This window comes from Halorhodospira sp. 9622, from assembly GCF_022228025.1.
In the GTDB taxonomy this organism is placed as follows: Bacteria; Pseudomonadota; Gammaproteobacteria; order Nitrococcales; family Halorhodospiraceae; genus Halorhodospira; species Halorhodospira halophila_A.
The window spans coordinates 47,961-64,565 of the sequence record NZ_JAJNRE010000006.1; the positions used below are offsets into that span (position 1 = coordinate 47,961).

Sequence of the window (16,605 nt, forward strand, 5' to 3'; positions counted from 1 at the left end):
TCAGCAGATTGACATGTTATTTTAGCGCGTTGCCGCCCTGCGAGGAAGGTCTCTCGCTGGCGCGGTGCGCATCCGGCGGGCCGGGCAGCAGTTCCAAAAGCAGGGTATCGAGCATCTCGTAGCCGGTTTCGCTGGCGCGGATCCGGCCCTCGCTCCACGTCAGCCAGCCGCGGCTGCATAGCGGCGCCAGCCAGGCGCGCAGTGCCGCGCGGGTGCAGCCACTGCGCGCCACGGCCAAACGCTCTGGGAGCCCCTGCCGCAGGCGTAGACCGTTGAGCAGGACCTCGAAGGCCTGTTCCGACGGCGTCAGCTCGATGCACTCGGCATCGGCCCGCTCGCTGCCGGCGGCGGCCATCCAGGCCCGCGGCGAGTGGCGCTGGCGCGTGCGCCGCACGCGGCCGTCAGGGTCGGTGAGCTTGCCGGCCGCCCCGGCCCCCACCCCTAGGTAGTCGCCGAACGTCCAGTAACCGAGGTTGTGGACACTACGCTGACCCGAACGGGCGAAGGCCGAGACCTCGTAGCGCTCCAGCCCCGCCTCCGCCAGCCGCCGGCGGCACGCCACCTCCATCGCCAGCAACGTGTCTTCCCCGGGCAGCCCCGGCGGTGGGCGGCGCCCGAAGGGCGTATCCGGCTCGATGGTCAGCTGGTAATGACTGAGGTGATCCACCCCCAGCTCGATGGCCGCGGCCACGTCGGCCTCGGCCCCGGCGACTTCCTGCCCGGGCAGGCCGTACATGAGATCGACGTTGACGCCGTTAAAACCGGCGCTGCGCGCCTCGGCCACTGCCTCGCGCGCGGCGGCGGCGTCGTGGATCCGCCCCAGACGGGCCAGCAGCGTGTCATCCAGGGTCTGCACCCCGAGCGACAGGCGGGTCACGCCGGCCTGGCGGAAGCCCCGCAGCCGGGCCGTCTCGTTGGCGCCGGGGTTTGCCTCCAGGGTGATCTCGGCCCCCGGCTCGAAGCCGAGGAGCGCATCGAGGTCGCCCAGCAGTTCGCTGATCACCGCCGGCGGGAAGAGGCTCGGCGTGCCCCCGCCGATGAACACACTGGCCACCCGGCGGCCGAGCGCCGCCGGCGCCTGGCGGCGCAGCTCCCGGCCCAGAGCGGCCCGATAGGCGCCGGCCGGGAGTTCACCGCGCAGGGCGTGGGCATTGAAATCGCAGTAGCCGCAGCGCTGCAGGCACCAGGGCAGGTGGATGTAGACCGCCAGCGGCGGCAGCCGCACCCCGGCGCCGGTGGTCATGGCCGTGACCAGTTCACCCGGCCACCTCCGCAGCGATGCCCTGGATCAGCCCCCGCAGCGCCTGGCCGCGGTGGCTACGGGCGTCCTTCTCGGGGGCATCCAGCTCGGCGGCGGTCCGGCCGAGCTCCGGGTCCTCGAAGACCGGGTCGTAACCGAAACCGTGCTGACCGCGCGGGGTCTCGACGATCCGCCCCGTCCAGCTGCCGTGAGCGACCAGCGGCGCGGGGTCGGCGGCGTGGCGCAGATAGACCATGACGCAGTGGAAGGTACCACGCCGGCTGCCATCGCCGCGCTCACGCAGCTCGGCGAGCAGCCGCTCGATGTTGGCGGCGTCCCCGGCATCGCTGCCGGCATAGCGCGCCGAATAGATGCCGGGCTCGCCACCGAGGGCCGGAACGGCGAGCCCGGAGTCGTCGGCGACCGCGGGCAGGCCGCTGCGCTCGGCGCAGTGGCGCGCCTTGATCAATGCATTCTCGACGAAGGTCAGCCCGGTCTCGGCCGGGGAGTCGATACCCAGGTGCCCCTGGCTGACCACCTCGGCGTCGTAGCCCTGGAGCATGCGGGTCATCTCGGCAATCTTGCCGGCATTGCCGGTGGCCAGCACGATCTTCATGTCGCCAGTGCCTCCTGCTGATGCTGCAACAGCTCGCCGACGCCCTTCTCGGCCAGGGTGAGCATGCGCTCGAGTTCGTCACGCCGGAAGGCGTGCCCCTCGGCGGTGCCCTGCAGCTCGATGAAAGCGCCGGCATCGTTCATCACCACGTTCATGTCCGTCTCGGCCTCACCGTCCTCGGCGTAGTCCAGATCGAGCACCGGCTCGCCGCGATAGACCCCCACCGAGACCGACGCCACCTGCCCGTGGAGCGGAGAAGCCGAAAGGGCGCGCTGGCGAACCAACCCGTCGAGGGCGTCGGTCAGGGCCACGAAGGCGCCCGTGATCGCCGCCGTCCGCGTGCCACCATCGGCCTGCAGCACGTCGCAGTCGACCACCACACTGCGTTCGCCCAGCCCCTGCAGATCAACAGCGGCCCGCAGCGAGCGGCCGATCAAGCGCTGGATCTCGACGGTCCGTCCCTGCTGCTTGCCCCGGGCGGCCTCACGATCCGAGCGGGTGTGGGTCGAGCGCGGCAGCATGCCGTACTCGGCGGTGACCCAGCCGCGCCCCTGCCCGCGCAGCCAGGGCGGCACACGCGCCTCGACGCTGGCCGTGCACAGCACACGTGTGTCCCCGAAACCGATGAGCACCGACCCCTCGGCGTGCTTGGTGAACTGTCGCTGGATGGAGATCGGGCGAAGCTCGTCGGCCCGTCGACCGCTTGGGCGCATAGTGCCTCCTGCTGATGGGGGGCAGCGTGGTCGCAGCCCCAGGTGGAGAGTATGGACGTGGTTGCCCGGGTAATGGATTATACGGGCTGGGGTTTCTACGGCGCTGCGCTCCCGGTGCCAGGGCGGCGCACCGCACCGGCGCAAGAGAGCCGGCGGAGGCGCGCGCCTGCACCTGTTCCCAAGGAGCGTCCATGCGCATCAACGAGCCCGTCACGCAGCGCAGGGTGGCCATCCCCCGAGGCGCCACCATCCTCTCGACCACCGACCCGAAGGGGCGGATCACCTACGTCAACGAGACATTCGAGCAGATCAGCGGCTACCGCCGCGATGAACTGATCGGCCAGCCGCACAACATGATCCGCCACCCGGACATGCCGCGCACGGCATTCTACGAGATGTGGGCGACGCTGCAATCCGGGCGCTCGTGGATGGGGCTGGTCAAGAACCGCTGCAAGAACGGGGATCACTACTGGGTCCACGCCTATGCGACCCCGGTGCTCGATGCCCGGGGGGAGATCGTCGAGATCCAGTCGGTGCGCACCGCCCCACCCTCCGAGGCGGCGGTGGAGCGGGCCACCGCCGTCTATGCGCAGGTTCGCGCCGCCGAACCGGACAAGGGCGAGGTCGCCCCGGTGCCGCGGCCGGCGCGTCGTTTCGGACTCCGCGAGCGGCTACTCGCCCTGCTCCTGCCGGCCCCCGCAGCCGCCGTGGCGGCCAGCGCGGCCGGCCTGGGCACCGCCGCCCTGGCCGCGGTCACGCTGACCGCTACGGCCCTGGCCGCCGGCGGCGCCGCCTACCTCTGGCGGCCATTGAACCAGGCGGTCGAGGCAGCCCGGCACCTGGTCGACGATCCGCTGGCCGAGCGACTCTACACCAATCGCCGGGATGAGGTTGGTCGCCTGCGGCTGGCCATGCTCCAGCTGCAGACCGAGATGACCGCCGTGCCCAGGCGCCTGGCCAGCGTGACCGATCACCTGCAGACGGTGCGCAACGAGGCCGGCGAGGCCATCGGCGAGGCACGCAGCCAGGCCCAGCGGCAGACGGCAGAGACCCAGCAGGTGGCCACGGCCATGGAGGAGATGTCGCAGAGCGTCCAAGAGGTGGCCCGTAACGCCTCCATGGGGGCGGAGACCAGCGAGCAGGCGCAGAGCCAGACCCACCACGGCATGCAGACGGTGCAGCAGAGCGCCGATGCGGTCCGCGAGCTGGTCGAGCGGGTGCGCGGCTCCTCGGAGATCACCCATCAACTGGCCCAGGAGACCGATCGCATCGGCACCGCCCTGGACCTAATCCAGCAGATCACCGAGCAGACCAACCTACTGGCGCTCAACGCCGCCATCGAGGCGGCGCGGGCCGGCGAGGTCGGCCGCGGCTTCTCGGTGGTCGCCGAGGAAGTGCGGGTCCTGGCCGACCGCACCTCGTCCTCGACCCAGGAGATCAAGGGCATCATCGACTCCCTGCAGGAGGGCACCGGGCGGGCCGTGGCCGCGATGAACGAGAGCAGCGAGCGCGCCGAGCACACCCTGGCCCTCTCCGACGAAGCCCGCGGAGCGCTGGAGGCGATCAATCAGGCGGTCTCTTCCATGCAGGAGATGAGCATGCAGATCGCCAGTGCCACCGAAGAGCAGAGCGCCACGGCCGAGGAGGTCAACCGCAACATCAGCAACATCGACCAGCTGGCGCAGCAGGTACAGCAGTGCACCGACCGCGCCGGCGAGCGGATGGAGATCCTCACCGGCGAGATCGACCACGCCGCGCGGCTCGTGCACCGTTTCGCGGATCAGCAGTAACACCGCGGCCGTGCCCTGGCATGGACACCACCGAAGCGATTAGCATTTGCGTCCTACCCGCCGGCCGGAGGTCGCACCGTTGATCCACAGCATGACCGCCTTCGAACGACGCGAGGCGCAGGGGGACTGGGGGGGGCGCTCCGGCCGCCTGACCTGGGAGCTGCGCTCGGTCAACCACCGGTATCTGGAGCTCCACCCGCGCCTGCCGGATGAGCTGCGCGCCATCGAGCCGCAGGTGCGTGAGCGTGCACGCCAGCGGCTCGGCCGCGGCAAGCTGGAGTGCACCCTGCGCTTCAGCCTCGAGGCCACCGGCCAGGGCGGGCTGGACGTGGACTGGCAGCGGGTGGACGAGCTATCACGGATCGCCGCGGAGATCGGCCGGCGTTTCGGGAACTCGGCCCAGCCGGCGTCCACCGCGGAGATCCTGCGCTTTCCGGGCGTGCTCGGCGAGCCGGCGGTGGACCTGGAGCCGGTGCGCGAGGCCGCTGTCGCCCTGCTTGACGACGCCCTGGAAGGGCTGCGCGACACCCGGCGACGCGAAGGGGAGCAGCTGGCCGAGCACATTCGCGCCCGCGCTGAGAGCGCTCGCGACATCGTCGCGGAACTGGCCGAGCAGCGCGGCACGATCAACCAGCGCATCCGCGAGCGGCTCACCGCGCGCCTGGACGAACTCCCGGCGCCCGCGGACCCGGGCCGCCTGGAGCAGGAGCTGGCCTACATCGCCCAGCGACAGGATATCGACGAGGAGCTGGAGCGCCTCGGCACGCACCTCCAGGAGGTTCTGCGCCTGCTGGAGGCCGCCGAGCCGGTGGGCCGGCGTCTCGACTTCCTGATGCAGGAGCTCAACCGCGAGGCCAACACCATCGCCTCGAAATCGGGCCATGTGGCCAGCAGCAGCGCCGCCCTGGACCTTAAGGTCCTGATCGAACAGATGCGTGAGCAGGTGCAGAATGTCGAGTAAGCCCACGCCCCCACGCGGCAACCTGTTCATCGTCTCGGCGCCTTCCGGCGCCGGGAAGACCAGCCTGGTCCGGGCCCTGCTCGAGCAGGTTCCCGGTCTGGAGCTATCAGTCTCCAGCACCACGCGCGCACCGCGCCCGGGCGAGCGCGACGGCGTGGACTACCACTTCTTCGACGAGGCGCAGTTCTTGGAGCGGGTCGAGGCGGGCCGGTTCCTAGAGTACGCGCGGGTCTTCGAAAACCTCTACGGCACGTCGCAGGACGCCGTCGAGGCGCGCCTGGACGCCGGCGCGGATGTGATTCTGGAGATCGACTGGCAGGGGGCGCAGCAAGTGCGCGCGGTGCTGCCCGAGGCAGTGTCGGTGTTCATCCTGCCGCCTTCCCGGACGGAGCTGCGCCGCCGGCTGAGCGAACGCGGCCAGGACAGTGCAGAAGTGATCGAGCGCCGCCTGGCCGAAGCGGTGGACGAGATCGCCCACTACGCCGAGTACGACTACCTGGTGATCAACGACACCTTCGGCCAGGCGCTGGGGGAGCTACGCACGCTGGTCGAGGCGCAGCGGCTGACCTGCCGACGCCAGCAGCGCCTCCAGGCCGAGCGCCTGGCGGAACTCTTGGCGCGCTGAGCCCGGCGGCACGGGCCCGGCAGGCCACAACGGCAACGGCGGCCGGGCTAACCGCGGTCCGTACGCAGGCGCACGACGATATCCACGCCAGAGATCTGCTTGCCCTCGGGGACCTGGACCTTACGCCGGACCTCCTGCTCATCCACCTGCAGGTGGACGTCCTCGATCTCGCCGCTGTCCTCGTCGTAGAGGTGATGGTGGGCCTCGGTCTTGGTGTCGAAGTACGACTTGCCAGAGTGAACGATGACCTCGCGCAGGAGGCCGGCGTCCTTGAACTGGTTCAGGGTGTTGTACACGGTGGCCAGCGAGACCTTGACACCCTGGGCCGTGGCCTCTTCGTAGAGGGATTCGGCGGTCACGTGGCGATCCTCGCCGGAGAACAGGAGACCGGCGAGGGCCAACCGCTGCTGGGTCGGGCGCAGCCCCACCGCACGCAGATAGCCGGCACCCTGCTCCTCGCTGAGGATCGAATTGTCTCGGGTTTGGGTCATTTCGGGTCCTTGTCCGCGGGCGGAAGTGCGGAAAAATACAGAATTAGTCTAATCCAAAGCAGACGGCCCACTCAACCGCGCAGCCCGTCTTCCCAACCGCGGCGAAAAGGTCGAGACTAGGCGCCCATGGACGCCGCAGCCTGGATACTCGCCGCCGCCAGCGTAATCGCCGCGGTCGTCGGCCCGGCGGCCGCCGTACACGCCCTGCTGACCAAACGCGAGCCCCAGGTGGCCGCGTCCTGGATGGCGGTGTGCATCATCTTCCCCGTCGGTGGAGCCCTCCTCTACTACGTCTTCGGCATCAACCGCGTCGAGACCCGAGCCCGCAAGCTGGTGGCTGAGGAGCGCATCCCGCCCAGCCCCGGGCCGTCCATGGAGACCCACAGCCCCTCGTTGGGCCCTGAGTACGCCGAGCAGATCCGCATCTCCGATGCCGTCACCGGGCGGCCGCTGGAGTACGGCAACCGGGTCCAGGCCCTGCGCAACGGTGAGCAGGCCTATCCGACCATGCTCGAGGCGATCGACGCGGCGCAGCGGACGATCTTCCTGAGCACCTACATCTTCGAGAGCAACACCAGCGGGCGGCAGTTCATCCGTGCCCTCACCGCTGCGCACCGCCGTGGGGTCGACGTGCGGGTGCTCATCGACGGTGTCGGCGAACTCTATTCCTGGCCCCGCGCCAGCCGGCTGCTCCGTCGCACCGGGGTGCCGGTGGCCCGCTTCCTGCCCCCGCGGCTGCTGCCGCCGCAACTGTCGATCAACCTGCGCAACCACCGCAAGATTCTGGTGGTCGACAGCCAGACCGGCTTTACCGGCGGCATGAACCTGGGCGACCGCCACCTGCTGCAGTCCGACCGCGAGCACCGCGTAGCGGACATCCACTTCTTAGTCGACGGCCCCGTGGTCAGCCAGATGGAGCAGGTATTTCTGGAGGACTGGGCGTTCACCACCGGCGAGGAGCGAGGGACCACACACCGCGGCAGACCCCACGTGGACGGCGCCCTGAGCCGGATCATCACCGACGGACCCAACGAGGACCTGGACCGGCTAGTCATGACGCTGATCGGCGCCCTGTCGGCGGCCCGCGAGGAGATCTGGGTGGTCACGCCCTACTTCCTGCCCATGCGCTCACTGATGACCGCCCTGGAGGCGGCGGCACTGCGCGGCGTGGAGGTCAACGTCCTGCTGCCCGAGCAGAACAATCTGCCCTTCGTCCACTGGGCCACACGGCACATGCTCGGCGAGTTGATCCACTGGGGGGTGAACATCTACTACCAGCCACCGCCGTTCGCCCACACCAAGCTGTTCATCGTGGACCGGCGCTACGCCCAGGTCGGATCTTCGAACATGGATCCGCGCAGCCTGCGGCTGAACTTCGAGCTCAACGCCGAGTTCTACGACCGCACCATCGCCGGCGAGATGGCCGCCGACTGCCAACGCATCCGAGCCCGCTCGCGCCGCATCAGCGAGGAGGAGCTGCGCCAGCGCCCGCCCCTGGAGCGGGTCCGCGACGCCGCCTGCTGGCTCGCGTCCCCCTATCTCTAGCGGCATAATGCCGGTCATGGTCGAGACCGCAGAACACCCGCTGGCCGAGGCACTGCGCGCACGCCTGGGCCCCGATGCCGTCCTCAGCGAGCCCACGCGCACTGCCCCCTACATGGCCGAGCAGCGCGGCCAGTTTCCAGGCCGCGGGCGACTGGTGGTCCGCCCCTCCGACGCCGAGTCCGTGGCCGCCGCCGTCACCCTGTGCCGAGCGCACGGCGCCGCGGTGGTGGCGCAGTCGGGCAACACCGGCACCGTCGGCGGCGGCTCTCCCCGGCACGAGACCGAGGTGGTGGTGAGCCTGGAGCGGCTGCAGCGCATCCGCAGCCTGGACGCCGACGACGGACTGTTGGTCGCCGAGGCCGGCTGCACCCTGGCCCACCTGCAGGAGGCCGCCGCCGACGCGCAGCGCTTCTTCCCGCTGAGCCTCGCCTCCGAGGCGCAGTGCCGAATCGGCGGCAACCTGGCGACCAACGCCGGCGGGCTGAACGTGCTGCGCTACGGCAACGCCCGCAACCTGGCCCTGGGCCTGGAGGTCGTGCTGGCCGACGGCCGCATCTGGAGCGATCTGCGCGGGCTGCGCAAGGACAACAGCGGCTACGACCTGCGCGATCTGTTCATCGGCTCCGAGGGGACGCTGGGCATCATCACCGCCGCGGCCCTGCGCCTGCTCCCGCCGCCGCGCAGCCGCCGCGTGGCGCTGCTCGCCCTGCCGCGGCTGGAGCCGGCCCTGCCCCTGGTGCGGGCCGCCCAGTCCGAGAGCGGCGAGGCGGTGGTCGGCGCCGAGTTGATGAGCGCCGAGGCCCTGGGGATGGGCCAGCTGCTCGACGATACCCCGGAGAACCCACTGCCCGGTTCCCCCTGGTACCTGCTGCTGGAACTCGCCACGGCCGACCCGCGGGCGGACCTGGACGAGGCGCTGGCAGCAGCTCTGGAACCGGCCGAGACCGCCGGCGACCTGGACGACGCCCTGCTCGCCCCCACCGAGGCCGCCGCCGCACGGCTGTGGCGGCTGCGCACGGCCATCCCTGATGGTCAGAAACGCGCCGGGGCGAGCATCAAGCACGACATCTCGGTGCGCCCCGGCACTCTCGCCGCGTTCGTTCCCGAGGCCCTGGCCGCCGTGACCGAGCTGGACCCCGGCGTCCGCCCTTGCATCTTCGGCCACGTGGGCGACGGCAACCTGCACTTCAACCTCAGCCAGCCGCCGGACGCCAAGCCCGAGGCTTTCCGCGCACGCGCCGAAGCCTTCCATCGGGCGGTGCACGATGTGGTCTGCCGCCATGGCGGCTCGGTCGCCGCCGAGCACGGCGTCGGCCAGGCGAAGCGCGACGAGGTCGCCCGCTGCGCCGACCCCCTGGGCCTGGAGTTGATGCAGCGGATCAAGGGCGCCCTGGATCCCGACAACCTGCTCAACCCGGGCAAGGGGGCCGCGGCGGCCCAAGCGCCGGCCCCACCGGATTGCGGAGACCCTTCATGAGACGAGGCTTGCTGCACGGGGCCCTGCTGCTGGCCCTGCTACCGCTGTTGGGCGCCTGCGCCAGCTCCGGGGATTCGGGCAATCCCAACGGAGAGGACGAGTGGGCCACCGAGGATGAGGCCTGGGATGACGACGATTGGGGCGCCTACGACGACTGGGATCAGGGCACCTGGGATCCGCTGGAGGGTTTCAATCGCCGGGTGCACGCCTTCAATGAGGTCGCCGACCGCTACGCCATCCGCCCGGTGGCCGTTGCCTACCGTGACACTGTGCCCAGCGGAGTGCGCCGCCCGATCAGCAATTTCCTCAACAACCTGCGCGAGCCGTTTCACGCCGGCAACCAGCTGCTGCAAGGCCGTGCCAGCGCCGGGACACGCAGCGTCACCCGCTTCGCCATCAATTCAACCATCGGCGTGCTGGGCCTATTCGACGTGGCTGGCGCCGCCGGCCTGGAGCGGGAGCGCAGCGACCTTGGGCTGACCCTGGGCCATTGGGGCGCCCCCGAGGGCCCCTACCTGGTCCTGCCGCTGCTCGGCCCGAGCACGGCACGCGACAGCAGCGGCCTGGCGGCCCAGTATTTCAGTCGTGAATACCACAGCCCCACACATTGGGCGGACATTCCCTCTCCGGAGCGTTACACCGTGCCGATCATCGCCGGCATCGATACCCGGGTAGCCCTGCTCTCGCTGGACGAACTCATGGCCGAGACCGGCACCGACTCCTACATCTTCATGCGCGAGTCGTACCTGCAGAACCGTCGCGAGCGCCTCGGCGAAGACGACTGGGGTGACTGGGACGATGACGACTGGGAAAACGGCGACTGGGATGACGAGGACTGGGACGAAGAGGAGGACTGGTAGCGGACGCCGTGACCGCTCGCCACCGGTGTGACTCAAGTCAACAGACGCAGGCGCCGCTACACTGGTTAGGAAGTAACCAGCCCGGCCCCAGGCCGAAGGAGGGTGCCGTGTTCCATGTCCCCCCGATCCGGGATACGCAGCGCGATATCCGCCTCCGACAACTGGAGGGGATCGCTGAGATCCAGCCGGTGGCCCCGTACCCGCGTATCGAGCCGATCGGCCACTCCGGCGACGAGACCGGGCGGCCGGACGCGGTGGATGAGCGGCTGCGCCGCGGCCAGCGTGCCCGCGCGCGACGGTCCAGCAGCGGCGATAGCGACCATCAGGTGGACGAGTACGCCTAGTCGTAGACCTGCCCGCCGCTGAGGAAGTTGCCCAGCAGCCCGCTGATGCGCGGGAAAACCCGGTCGAAGCGCAGCTCCCAGTAGCCGTCGGCGGCCTGCTCCAGGCTGCGCACGGTGGCGTGGATCTGGCTCTGCGGCACCCGGCGCAAGTGCTCGGCGAAGCGCTCGGCGTTGGCGCGGTGGCGAAACCGGCTGCAGAAGTGGTGGGCCACCTTGTGGGTCTCACGGTGTTCGCGGGCGGCATCGAGCAGCGGGTCGACCAGCGCCCCGCCGAGTTCGGTGCGCAGGGTCTCACGGTCGAGTTCCGGGGACTCCTCAAGGATCAGAACCAGGCGCATCAACCGGTTGGTAAAGTACTCGGGGGGCAGGTCGAGCAGCGCATCCCCCATGGCGCTGAGATCCTGCACCACCGAGGCCGGGGTGACGTATTTGGCCCGTTTGCGCCGGTCGCCCTCCTCCTTGAGCACCACGCCCTCGACCCCGCGGGCATCGAGCCCCGCGATCACCTCGCGCAGCTCGCCGGCCTGATCGGCGGTGAAGCGGCCGTGATACGGCACCGCCGGCAACCCATGCGCGCGGAGCAGCTCGCGGCGCTCCTCGACCTCCATGAACTCGACGCGGTCCCAGCGCATCAGGTCGAAGACCAGCAGCGCCACGTCCTCGTCGATCTCCGGGGGGTGCCCCTCCAGGTAGGGGTTGCCCGGCCCGGCCACCTCGGCGCAGATGACCAGATCCGGCTCGGCGTCGAAGACGGCGGAGTCGATCAGATCGGGCAGACGGTCGGTGGTGAACGGGCAGACGAAGCCACCCCGGGAGAAGGCCAGCTCCTGGCCCCGGTAACGGATCAGGCGAACGTTGAAGCCATCGATCTTCTCCTCGGCGTGAAACGGGGCCCGGAAGTGCTGCGCCAGTCCCTGCTCGAGGTTCAGCACCCGACCGATGGAGGGGTAGCCGGGTACGGCACGATCGCCGAGGAACACGGTGCCCCGCGGCCAGCCGGAGAAGCCGTCGGTCAGGCGGATGTAGTCCAATCCGGCGTAGTGCTCATGCCGGGCCTTGTTGCGCGTCAGCGCCTGGTCGACCAGCGAAGCCTCGGGCATGGCGCCTCCTTGCTACGATTGCTGGAGTAGCCCCTGCACCGTCCTGCGGACACCGTCGCGATCCAGACCGTGCTCGGCCAGGATGTCACCGCGCGCCCCATGATGCACGGGAGCGTCCGGCAGCCCCAGGTGGGTGACCGGGGTGTGCACGCCGGCACTCGACAGGCACTCGGCCACGCCACTGCCGGCCCCGCCGGCGATGACGTTCTCCTCCAGCGTCACCAGGTGCCGATGTTCGCCGGCGAGCCGGCGCAGCAGCGCCTCGTCCAGCGGCTTGACGAAGCGCATGTTCACCACCGTGACGTCGAGCTCCTCGCCCACCGCCTCGGCCACCGGCAGCAGGGCGCCGAAAGCGAGCAGGGCGACACCGCTGCCCCCCTCGCGGCGCACCTCGGCCCGGCCCACCGGCACTGGTTCCATGTCGTCGGGCAGTGCCACGCCGGGGCCGGTGCCGCGCGGGTAGCGCACCGCCGCGGCCCCGTCGAGGGTCAGCCCGGTGGCCAGCATCCGCCAACACTCCGCCTCATCGGCCGGCGCCATGACGGTGAGATCCGGGATGCAGCGCAGGTAGCTGAGGTCGTAGGTGCCCTGGTGGGTGGCGCCGTCGGCACCGACGATCCCGGCCCGATCCACGGCAAAGAGCACCGGCAGACGCTGCAGGGCGACGTCATGGATGACCTGATCGTAGGCGCGCTGCAGGAAAGTGGAATAGATGGCCACCACCGGCCGCGCGCCCTCGCAAGCCAATCCGGCGGCCAGGGTGACGGCGTGCTGCTCGGCGATGCCAACGTCGAAGTAGCGTTCAGGGAAACGCCGCGCGTACTCGACCAGACCGGAGCCCTCGCGCATCGCCGGGGTGATCGCCACCACGCGCTCGTCGGTGCAGGCGGCGCGACAGACCCAACGGCTGAACACATCGGTGTAATTGAGCTTGCTCGCCGCCCCCTTGGTCAGCCCGCGGGCCGGGTCGAAGCAGCTCACGCCGTGGTAGGAGATGGGGTCCTCTTCGGCCGGGGCGTAGCCCTTGCCCTTGCGGGTGACCACGTGCAGCAGCCGCGGTCCGGGCTGATCGCGCAGGTTGCGCAGCACGCGGACCAGCCCCTCGACGTTGTGCCCGTCCACCGGACCGAAGTAGTGGAAGCCCAGTTCCTCGAAGAGCGTAGCCGGCGCCAGCAGCCCCTTGACGTGACCCTCGGTGCGCCGCGCCAGCTCGTGGATCGGCGGAAGGTAGCGGAGCATGTCCCGCGCACCCCGGCGCAACTGCCCGGCCAGCGGCTCGGAGAGCAGCCGCGTGAGGTAGTTGGACAGGGCGCCGACGTTCTCCGAGATCGACATCTCGTTGTCGTTGAGCACGACCAGCAAATCGGCCTTCACGTCGCCGGCGTGGTTAAGCGCCTCGAGCGCCTCGCCGGCACTGAGGCCACCATCGCCGATGATCGCGGCGCAACGCCGGTGCTCGCCGCCAGCACGCTCGGCCAGCGCCATGCCGAGGGCAGCGCTGATGCTCGTCGAGGAGTGGCCCACCCCGAAGGCGTCGTAGGGGCTCTCGTCGCGGACGGGGAATCCGGCGGGACCGCCGGCCTGGCGGATGCGGGGCAACTGGCTGCGCCGGCCGGTGAGCACCTTGTGGGCGTAGCACTGGTGGCCCACGTCCCAGACCAGTCGGTCGCGGGGGGTATCCAGGGCGTAGTGAAGCGCGAGGGTCAGCTCCACGGCCCCGAGCCCGGCAGCGAGGTGCCCCCCGCTCTGCGAGACGCTCTCGACCAGATAGTCGCGCATCTCCTGGGCCACGGCCGGCAATCGCTCCAGCGGCAGGCGCCGCAGATCCTCCGGATCATCGATGGCCGACAGCAATACCTTGTCCTCGTCGTGCGTTCCCATGGTCATCGGGGCATGATAGCCGATTCAGGCGTGGCCTGGACCAGGGTCGGCGTCGAAGTGCCTCGCCCCCCACCCACTAGGGCCGGACGGCGCTGGCCAGGATGTAGTCCAACCCGGCGTAAAGCCGGTCCGCATCCATCCGGCGCGCCCAGCGCGCCGGCAGACGGGCCACCGGATGAATCCGCTCGAGAGTCTCCGGGTGCGCCCGCAGCCACGCGTGCAGCGGCGCGTACACCTGCTCGCGAATCGAGCGCACGTACACGTCCACGAAGCCGGCCGCGGTCAGATACCCGGGATAAGCGAGCCGTGTGTAGCGGTTGGCCTCGGGGATGGCGAAACGGCTCGCCACCAGCCACCAGGACAGGCGCTGACGCAGCCGATCCACGGCACGCTTGGCCGGCGGCAGCGGGATGATGTCGGCGGTCACCAGACGTCCGCCGGGGCGCAGGACCCGATACGCCTCGGCAAAGAAATCCGCCCGGGTCTGGAAGTGGAAGGCCGACTCCAGGGCCACCACACAGTCCACCGACGCATCGGCCAGCGGCATGGCCGTGGCCGAGCCCTCGCAGAGCTCGATGCGTTCCTCTAGGCCGGCCTCGACCACCCGCTGCCGGGCCACGGCCACCTGGGAGGCGGTGATGTTCAGCCCGATGATCCGGGCCGGCTCGTGACTACGCACCCAGAGCAGGTCCTGATCGGCGAACCCGAAACCGACATCGAGGACGGTGTCCTCCGGACCGAAGCCGGCGGTATCGGCCACCAGCCGCGCCAGCGCGGCGCTGGCCGCATCCAGGTCGTCCTCCTCGGCCCAGTAGCCCAGGTTCAGATAGAGTCCCTCGGCGGTGATCGCACCGGTGCCGAGCAGGTCGTAAACGGCCTGGGCATCGCGGCGCTGAAAGGGGTTGAATAGCCAGTCCAGATAGCCGAGCGCGCTCCCGGCGGGACCGCGGCGTTCGTCGGATGGGGCGGGGTGTGGGGACATACCAGGCTCACGGACGCGTGTATACCAGGATCATACTACGGAGCCTGGTAGCCGTTGGCGCCCCACTCCAGACAGGGAGATTCAGCGGTGGAAAGCGCAGATGGCCCTAATCCTCGCACGCCTCACCGCCGTCCCCGCGGTTTTGGCCATTTGCCGCTCGGGCCATTACTTGGGGATAAAACGGGGAGGACTCAGGTAAGGTATCTGGTGGCTATGGGTGGAGTCGAACCACCGACCTTCGCATTATGAGTGCGTTCCAGGGCCTTTTTTAATCAATTTCTTACGCTCTAGGTTGCTGATTTTACACGTTTTCGACAAACCCCGACCAGTCCCGACCAGTCGAACTGCTGCACTCTGCTGCAGCACCAGTGCAGCAGTGCAGCGACCCTCGCATCTGCCATACTTCCGAGGCTGCCCCCTCGCACGGAGAGCGCCGTGGAGTTCCTCGTCGTACTCGGGTTCATCATCTGGAATATGTGGGCCAACGAGAATCACCCCGGCCGGATGGCCGTCTGCAATATCATCACCCTGGCCTTGGTCTTCGGCCTGATGCTCGGCCTATGAACGAAGCCCATTGCCTGCTCGATGAAGGCATCGGCTGGCTGCTGACCGCCGCCACCGTCGCCCCGGCCTTTGCCGCGGGCCTGGCCACCTTCATGGGCCTCGATGCCCTGGGCAAGCGGCGACACGCCCTGACCCACCGGCACTACCTCTACCAGCTTGCCGGCATCGGCCTGGGCGTGTTCCTCGTCTTCCCCGTCGTCGGCTCGATCATCGGGAGCGCACTACGCGAATGGGCCTGCTCGACGCTCTAGCGACGGTGCGGTGTAGCTCTAGCCCGCCCGCCTTCTTGGCCTGACCCTCTTGGACGTGACGAAGCCGTGCTCGGTGGCCATGGCAGCTCCTCGCTTGGTCAAGACGGCGAGGCACCACATACAGGGTCACGCCGGCCGTCGGCTACCCCGCTACAAGCCGTTGTCACCCACACGATTCGCGAGGGGGCCATTAGCTCTCGCGTGACGTTACTTCAAAGTATCGCTCAATTTTTTCTTTTCCCGAGCCCACGTGATGCAACAGATACCCAACACCAGCGCCGCCTATGGCCGAAGCTCCTGCAACTAACAATAACCATTCTATGGGTGACGAAGAAAACAGCCAAGTTGCTCCCAAAACGATACCGGAAAGACCCATAAAGACCACGAACGAAGCCTGTCTACGTGATGCAGGCGCCAAACCAACCTCAAACAACTTGGCCGGATTTGGATGCTCACCAAACCTATTACGCCAAAGACCCTCAAACTGCCAGCATGGAGCCGCGCCCCATGCGAACATAAAGAATAGTGCGAAAACCGGAATAGCCAGAACCGAATAAATCATATAAGTGCCCTTATGTAACCCAACGAAGCTTTAATCGGCGCGAGGAACAAGCGTCCGCTGCATACTTGGTTGGCTTTCCAGACCTTAGTACGAAGCTCAGCGAACCATCGTCCTGGCAACAACATGAATCAACTGTTTTCCGTCTTCGTATGCACTCACGGCCTCATCATAGCTAGCGTTACCGGCCAGATTTCCTTCATGGACGAACACATTCCGCCACGTTATTATGTTACCGTACGAGGACTTTATACTGCGTCTAAAGCGTGTTAAGTGTTCTTTTTCATACTTATCCAAATGGCGCTCAAAGCGTTTTGCGTACTTTGCACCAAATTTCGGAACATGATTTTTTTTCAAGTCTTTAATAGATATTTTTCCGTTAATCCTCTCATACACCGATTCAATGTATGCGCCAAATACGTTATGTTTGCGCCGCGCGAACTCTATTAGTATATCTTTTATTGCCAACTCGTAAGCAGTAACCGCACTTATGGTGATAAAACCAATGTATCGTTGTCTTATAAACGGATCATCTATGTCTTTGACAAGGGCATTGGTGTGCGCGATGTAATCATCAGTCGCTCTGAATTGGTCGGTGTAGGCCAT

General features: G+C 68.3%; 18 protein-coding genes. 9 read left to right on the plus strand and 9 right to left on the minus strand.

Annotated elements, in window-relative coordinates:
* Window positions 1-16 precede the first annotated feature (16 nt).
* The 3 genes from hemW to rph are packed head-to-tail and all read right to left on the minus strand — an operon-like array spanning window position 17 to window position 2,569.
* Window positions 17-1,243 (minus strand): radical SAM family heme chaperone HemW, encoded by a 1,227-nt coding sequence (hemW, locus tag LRG07_RS04970; RefSeq protein WP_238641906.1) that lies wholly within the window; start codon window positions 1,241-1,243, stop codon window positions 17-19.
* Window positions 1,244-1,256: 13 nt separating this feature from the next.
* On the minus strand, window positions 1,257-1,856 hold the full coding sequence (gene rdgB, locus LRG07_RS04975; protein WP_201241886.1) for an RdgB/HAM1 family non-canonical purine NTP pyrophosphatase: 600 nt from the start codon (window positions 1,854-1,856) through the stop codon (window positions 1,257-1,259).
* Entirely contained in the window at window positions 1,853-2,569 is a 717-nt protein-coding gene (gene rph, locus LRG07_RS04980; protein ID WP_201169615.1) for a ribonuclease PH, read from the minus strand. Before rph ends, rdgB begins: the two co-directional genes overlap by 4 nt.
* Before the next feature lie 191 nt (window positions 2,570-2,760).
* Here rph and LRG07_RS04985 point away from each other — a divergent pair, with 191 nt between their 5' ends.
* The 3 genes from LRG07_RS04985 (at window position 2,761) to gmk (ending at window position 5,945) form a co-directional block, all read left to right on the plus strand.
* Window positions 2,761-4,359, plus strand: a complete 1,599-nt coding sequence (locus tag LRG07_RS04985; RefSeq protein WP_238633331.1) for a PAS domain-containing methyl-accepting chemotaxis protein — start codon at window positions 2,761-2,763, stop codon at window positions 4,357-4,359.
* Window positions 4,360-4,438: 79 nt separating this feature from the next.
* Window positions 4,439-5,320, plus strand: a complete 882-nt coding sequence (locus tag LRG07_RS04990; protein WP_201169619.1) for a YicC/YloC family endoribonuclease — start codon at window positions 4,439-4,441, stop codon at window positions 5,318-5,320.
* A complete protein-coding gene (gene gmk / locus LRG07_RS04995) occupies window positions 5,310-5,945 on the plus strand; it encodes a guanylate kinase (protein ID WP_201169620.1) in 636 nt (211 codons plus the stop codon). The genes LRG07_RS04990 and gmk overlap by 11 nt, the downstream gene beginning before the upstream one ends.
* Window positions 5,946-5,992: 47 nt before the next feature.
* On the opposite strand, the gene irrA is transcribed toward gmk, so the two are convergent.
* Window positions 5,993-6,436 carry an iron response transcriptional regulator IrrA gene (irrA, locus tag LRG07_RS05000; RefSeq protein ID WP_201169622.1) on the minus strand — a complete coding sequence of 148 codons (444 nt, stop codon included), beginning with the start codon at window positions 6,434-6,436 and terminating at the stop codon, window positions 5,993-5,995.
* Window positions 6,437-6,562: 126 nt separating this feature from the next.
* Here irrA and LRG07_RS05005 point away from each other — a divergent pair, with 126 nt between their 5' ends.
* The 4 genes from LRG07_RS05005 to LRG07_RS05020 all read left to right on the plus strand — a co-directional run bounded on the left by LRG07_RS05005 (window position 6,563) and on the right by LRG07_RS05020 (window position 10,662).
* Complete coding sequence (locus tag LRG07_RS05005; protein WP_201169624.1) at window positions 6,563-7,981, plus strand: phospholipase D-like domain-containing protein; 1,419 nt, start codon at window positions 6,563-6,565, stop codon at window positions 7,979-7,981.
* 16 nt (window positions 7,982-7,997) lie between these two features.
* The gene (locus tag LRG07_RS05010; RefSeq protein WP_238633327.1) at window positions 7,998-9,458 is read left to right on the plus strand and encodes an FAD-binding oxidoreductase; all 1,461 of its coding nucleotides are present in this window, start codon (window positions 7,998-8,000) and stop codon (window positions 9,456-9,458) included.
* Window positions 9,455-10,318 carry a VacJ family lipoprotein gene (locus tag LRG07_RS05015; RefSeq protein ID WP_238633326.1) on the plus strand — a complete coding sequence of 288 codons (864 nt, stop codon included), beginning with the start codon at window positions 9,455-9,457 and terminating at the stop codon, window positions 10,316-10,318. The genes LRG07_RS05010 and LRG07_RS05015 overlap by 4 nt, the downstream gene beginning before the upstream one ends.
* A gap of 107 nt (window positions 10,319-10,425) precedes the next feature.
* The gene (locus LRG07_RS05020) at window positions 10,426-10,662 is read left to right on the plus strand and encodes a hypothetical protein (protein ID WP_201241890.1); all 237 of its coding nucleotides are present in this window, start codon (window positions 10,426-10,428) and stop codon (window positions 10,660-10,662) included.
* On the opposite strand, the gene LRG07_RS05025 is transcribed toward LRG07_RS05020, so the two are convergent.
* The 3 genes from LRG07_RS05025 to LRG07_RS05035 all read right to left on the minus strand — a co-directional run bounded on the left by LRG07_RS05025 (window position 10,659) and on the right by LRG07_RS05035 (window position 14,625).
* Window positions 10,659-11,762, minus strand: a complete 1,104-nt coding sequence (locus LRG07_RS05025; protein ID WP_201241891.1) for an RNA ligase — start codon at window positions 11,760-11,762, stop codon at window positions 10,659-10,661. The genes LRG07_RS05020 and LRG07_RS05025 overlap by 4 nt on opposite strands.
* A gap of 12 nt (window positions 11,763-11,774) precedes the next feature.
* On the minus strand, window positions 11,775-13,643 hold the full coding sequence (gene dxs, locus LRG07_RS05030; protein ID WP_370641495.1) for a 1-deoxy-D-xylulose-5-phosphate synthase: 1,869 nt from the start codon (window positions 13,641-13,643) through the stop codon (window positions 11,775-11,777).
* Window positions 13,644-13,719: 76 nt separating this feature from the next.
* Window positions 13,720-14,625 carry a class I SAM-dependent methyltransferase gene (locus tag LRG07_RS05035; RefSeq protein WP_238641907.1) on the minus strand — a complete coding sequence of 302 codons (906 nt, stop codon included), beginning with the start codon at window positions 14,623-14,625 and terminating at the stop codon, window positions 13,720-13,722.
* 435 nt (window positions 14,626-15,060) lie between these two features.
* Here LRG07_RS05035 and LRG07_RS13910 point away from each other — a divergent pair, with 435 nt between their 5' ends.
* A complete protein-coding gene (locus tag LRG07_RS13910; RefSeq protein WP_255772038.1) occupies window positions 15,061-15,189 on the plus strand; it encodes a hypothetical protein in 129 nt (42 codons plus the stop codon).
* On the plus strand, window positions 15,186-15,440 hold the full coding sequence (locus LRG07_RS05040; RefSeq protein WP_238634761.1) for a hypothetical protein: 255 nt from the start codon (window positions 15,186-15,188) through the stop codon (window positions 15,438-15,440). Before LRG07_RS13910 ends, LRG07_RS05040 begins: the two co-directional genes overlap by 4 nt.
* A 190-nt stretch (window positions 15,441-15,630) precedes the next feature.
* On the opposite strand, the gene LRG07_RS05045 is transcribed toward LRG07_RS05040, so the two are convergent.
* Both LRG07_RS05045 and LRG07_RS05050 read right to left on the minus strand, forming a co-directional pair.
* Window positions 15,631-16,002, minus strand: a complete 372-nt coding sequence (locus tag LRG07_RS05045) for a hypothetical protein (protein ID WP_238641908.1) — start codon at window positions 16,000-16,002, stop codon at window positions 15,631-15,633.
* Between the two features lie 96 nt (window positions 16,003-16,098).
* Window positions 16,099-16,605 (minus strand): HEPN domain-containing protein, encoded by a 507-nt coding sequence (locus LRG07_RS05050; RefSeq protein ID WP_238641909.1) that lies wholly within the window; start codon window positions 16,603-16,605, stop codon window positions 16,099-16,101.

Bases quoted from the DNA above. Each gene is read 5' to 3' on its own strand.
- hemW (WP_238641906.1), bottom strand. From the start codon at position 1,243: ATGACCACCGGCGCCGGGGTGCGGCTGCCGCCGCTGGCGGTCTACATC.
- rdgB (WP_201241886.1), bottom strand. From the start codon at position 1,856: ATGAAGATCGTGCTGGCCACCGGCAATGCCGGCAAGATTGCCGAGATG.
- rph (WP_201169615.1), bottom strand. From the start codon at position 2,569: ATGCGCCCAAGCGGTCGACGGGCCGACGAGCTTCGCCCGATCTCCATC.
- LRG07_RS04985 (WP_238633331.1), top strand. From the start codon at position 2,761: ATGCGCATCAACGAGCCCGTCACGCAGCGCAGGGTGGCCATCCCCCGA.
- gmk (WP_201169620.1), top strand. From the start codon at position 5,310: ATGTCGAGTAAGCCCACGCCCCCACGCGGCAACCTGTTCATCGTCTCG.
- irrA (WP_201169622.1), bottom strand. From the start codon at position 6,436: ATGACCCAAACCCGAGACAATTCGATCCTCAGCGAGGAGCAGGGTGCC.
- LRG07_RS05005 (WP_201169624.1), top strand. From the start codon at position 6,563: ATGGACGCCGCAGCCTGGATACTCGCCGCCGCCAGCGTAATCGCCGCG.
- LRG07_RS05010 (WP_238633327.1), top strand. From the start codon at position 7,998: ATGGTCGAGACCGCAGAACACCCGCTGGCCGAGGCACTGCGCGCACGC.
- LRG07_RS05015 (WP_238633326.1), top strand. From the start codon at position 9,455: ATGAGACGAGGCTTGCTGCACGGGGCCCTGCTGCTGGCCCTGCTACCG.
- LRG07_RS05025 (WP_201241891.1), bottom strand. From the start codon at position 11,762: ATGCCCGAGGCTTCGCTGGTCGACCAGGCGCTGACGCGCAACAAGGCC.
- dxs (WP_370641495.1), bottom strand. From the start codon at position 13,643: ATGGGAACGCACGACGAGGACAAGGTATTGCTGTCGGCCATCGATGAT.
- LRG07_RS05035 (WP_238641907.1), bottom strand. From the start codon at position 14,625: ATGTCCCCACACCCCGCCCCATCCGACGAACGCCGCGGTCCCGCCGGG.
- LRG07_RS05040 (WP_238634761.1), top strand. From the start codon at position 15,186: ATGAACGAAGCCCATTGCCTGCTCGATGAAGGCATCGGCTGGCTGCTG.
- LRG07_RS05045 (WP_238641908.1), bottom strand. From the start codon at position 16,002: ATGATTTATTCGGTTCTGGCTATTCCGGTTTTCGCACTATTCTTTATG.
- LRG07_RS05050 (WP_238641909.1), bottom strand. From the start codon at position 16,605: ATGGCCTACACCGACCAATTCAGAGCGACTGATGATTACATCGCGCAC.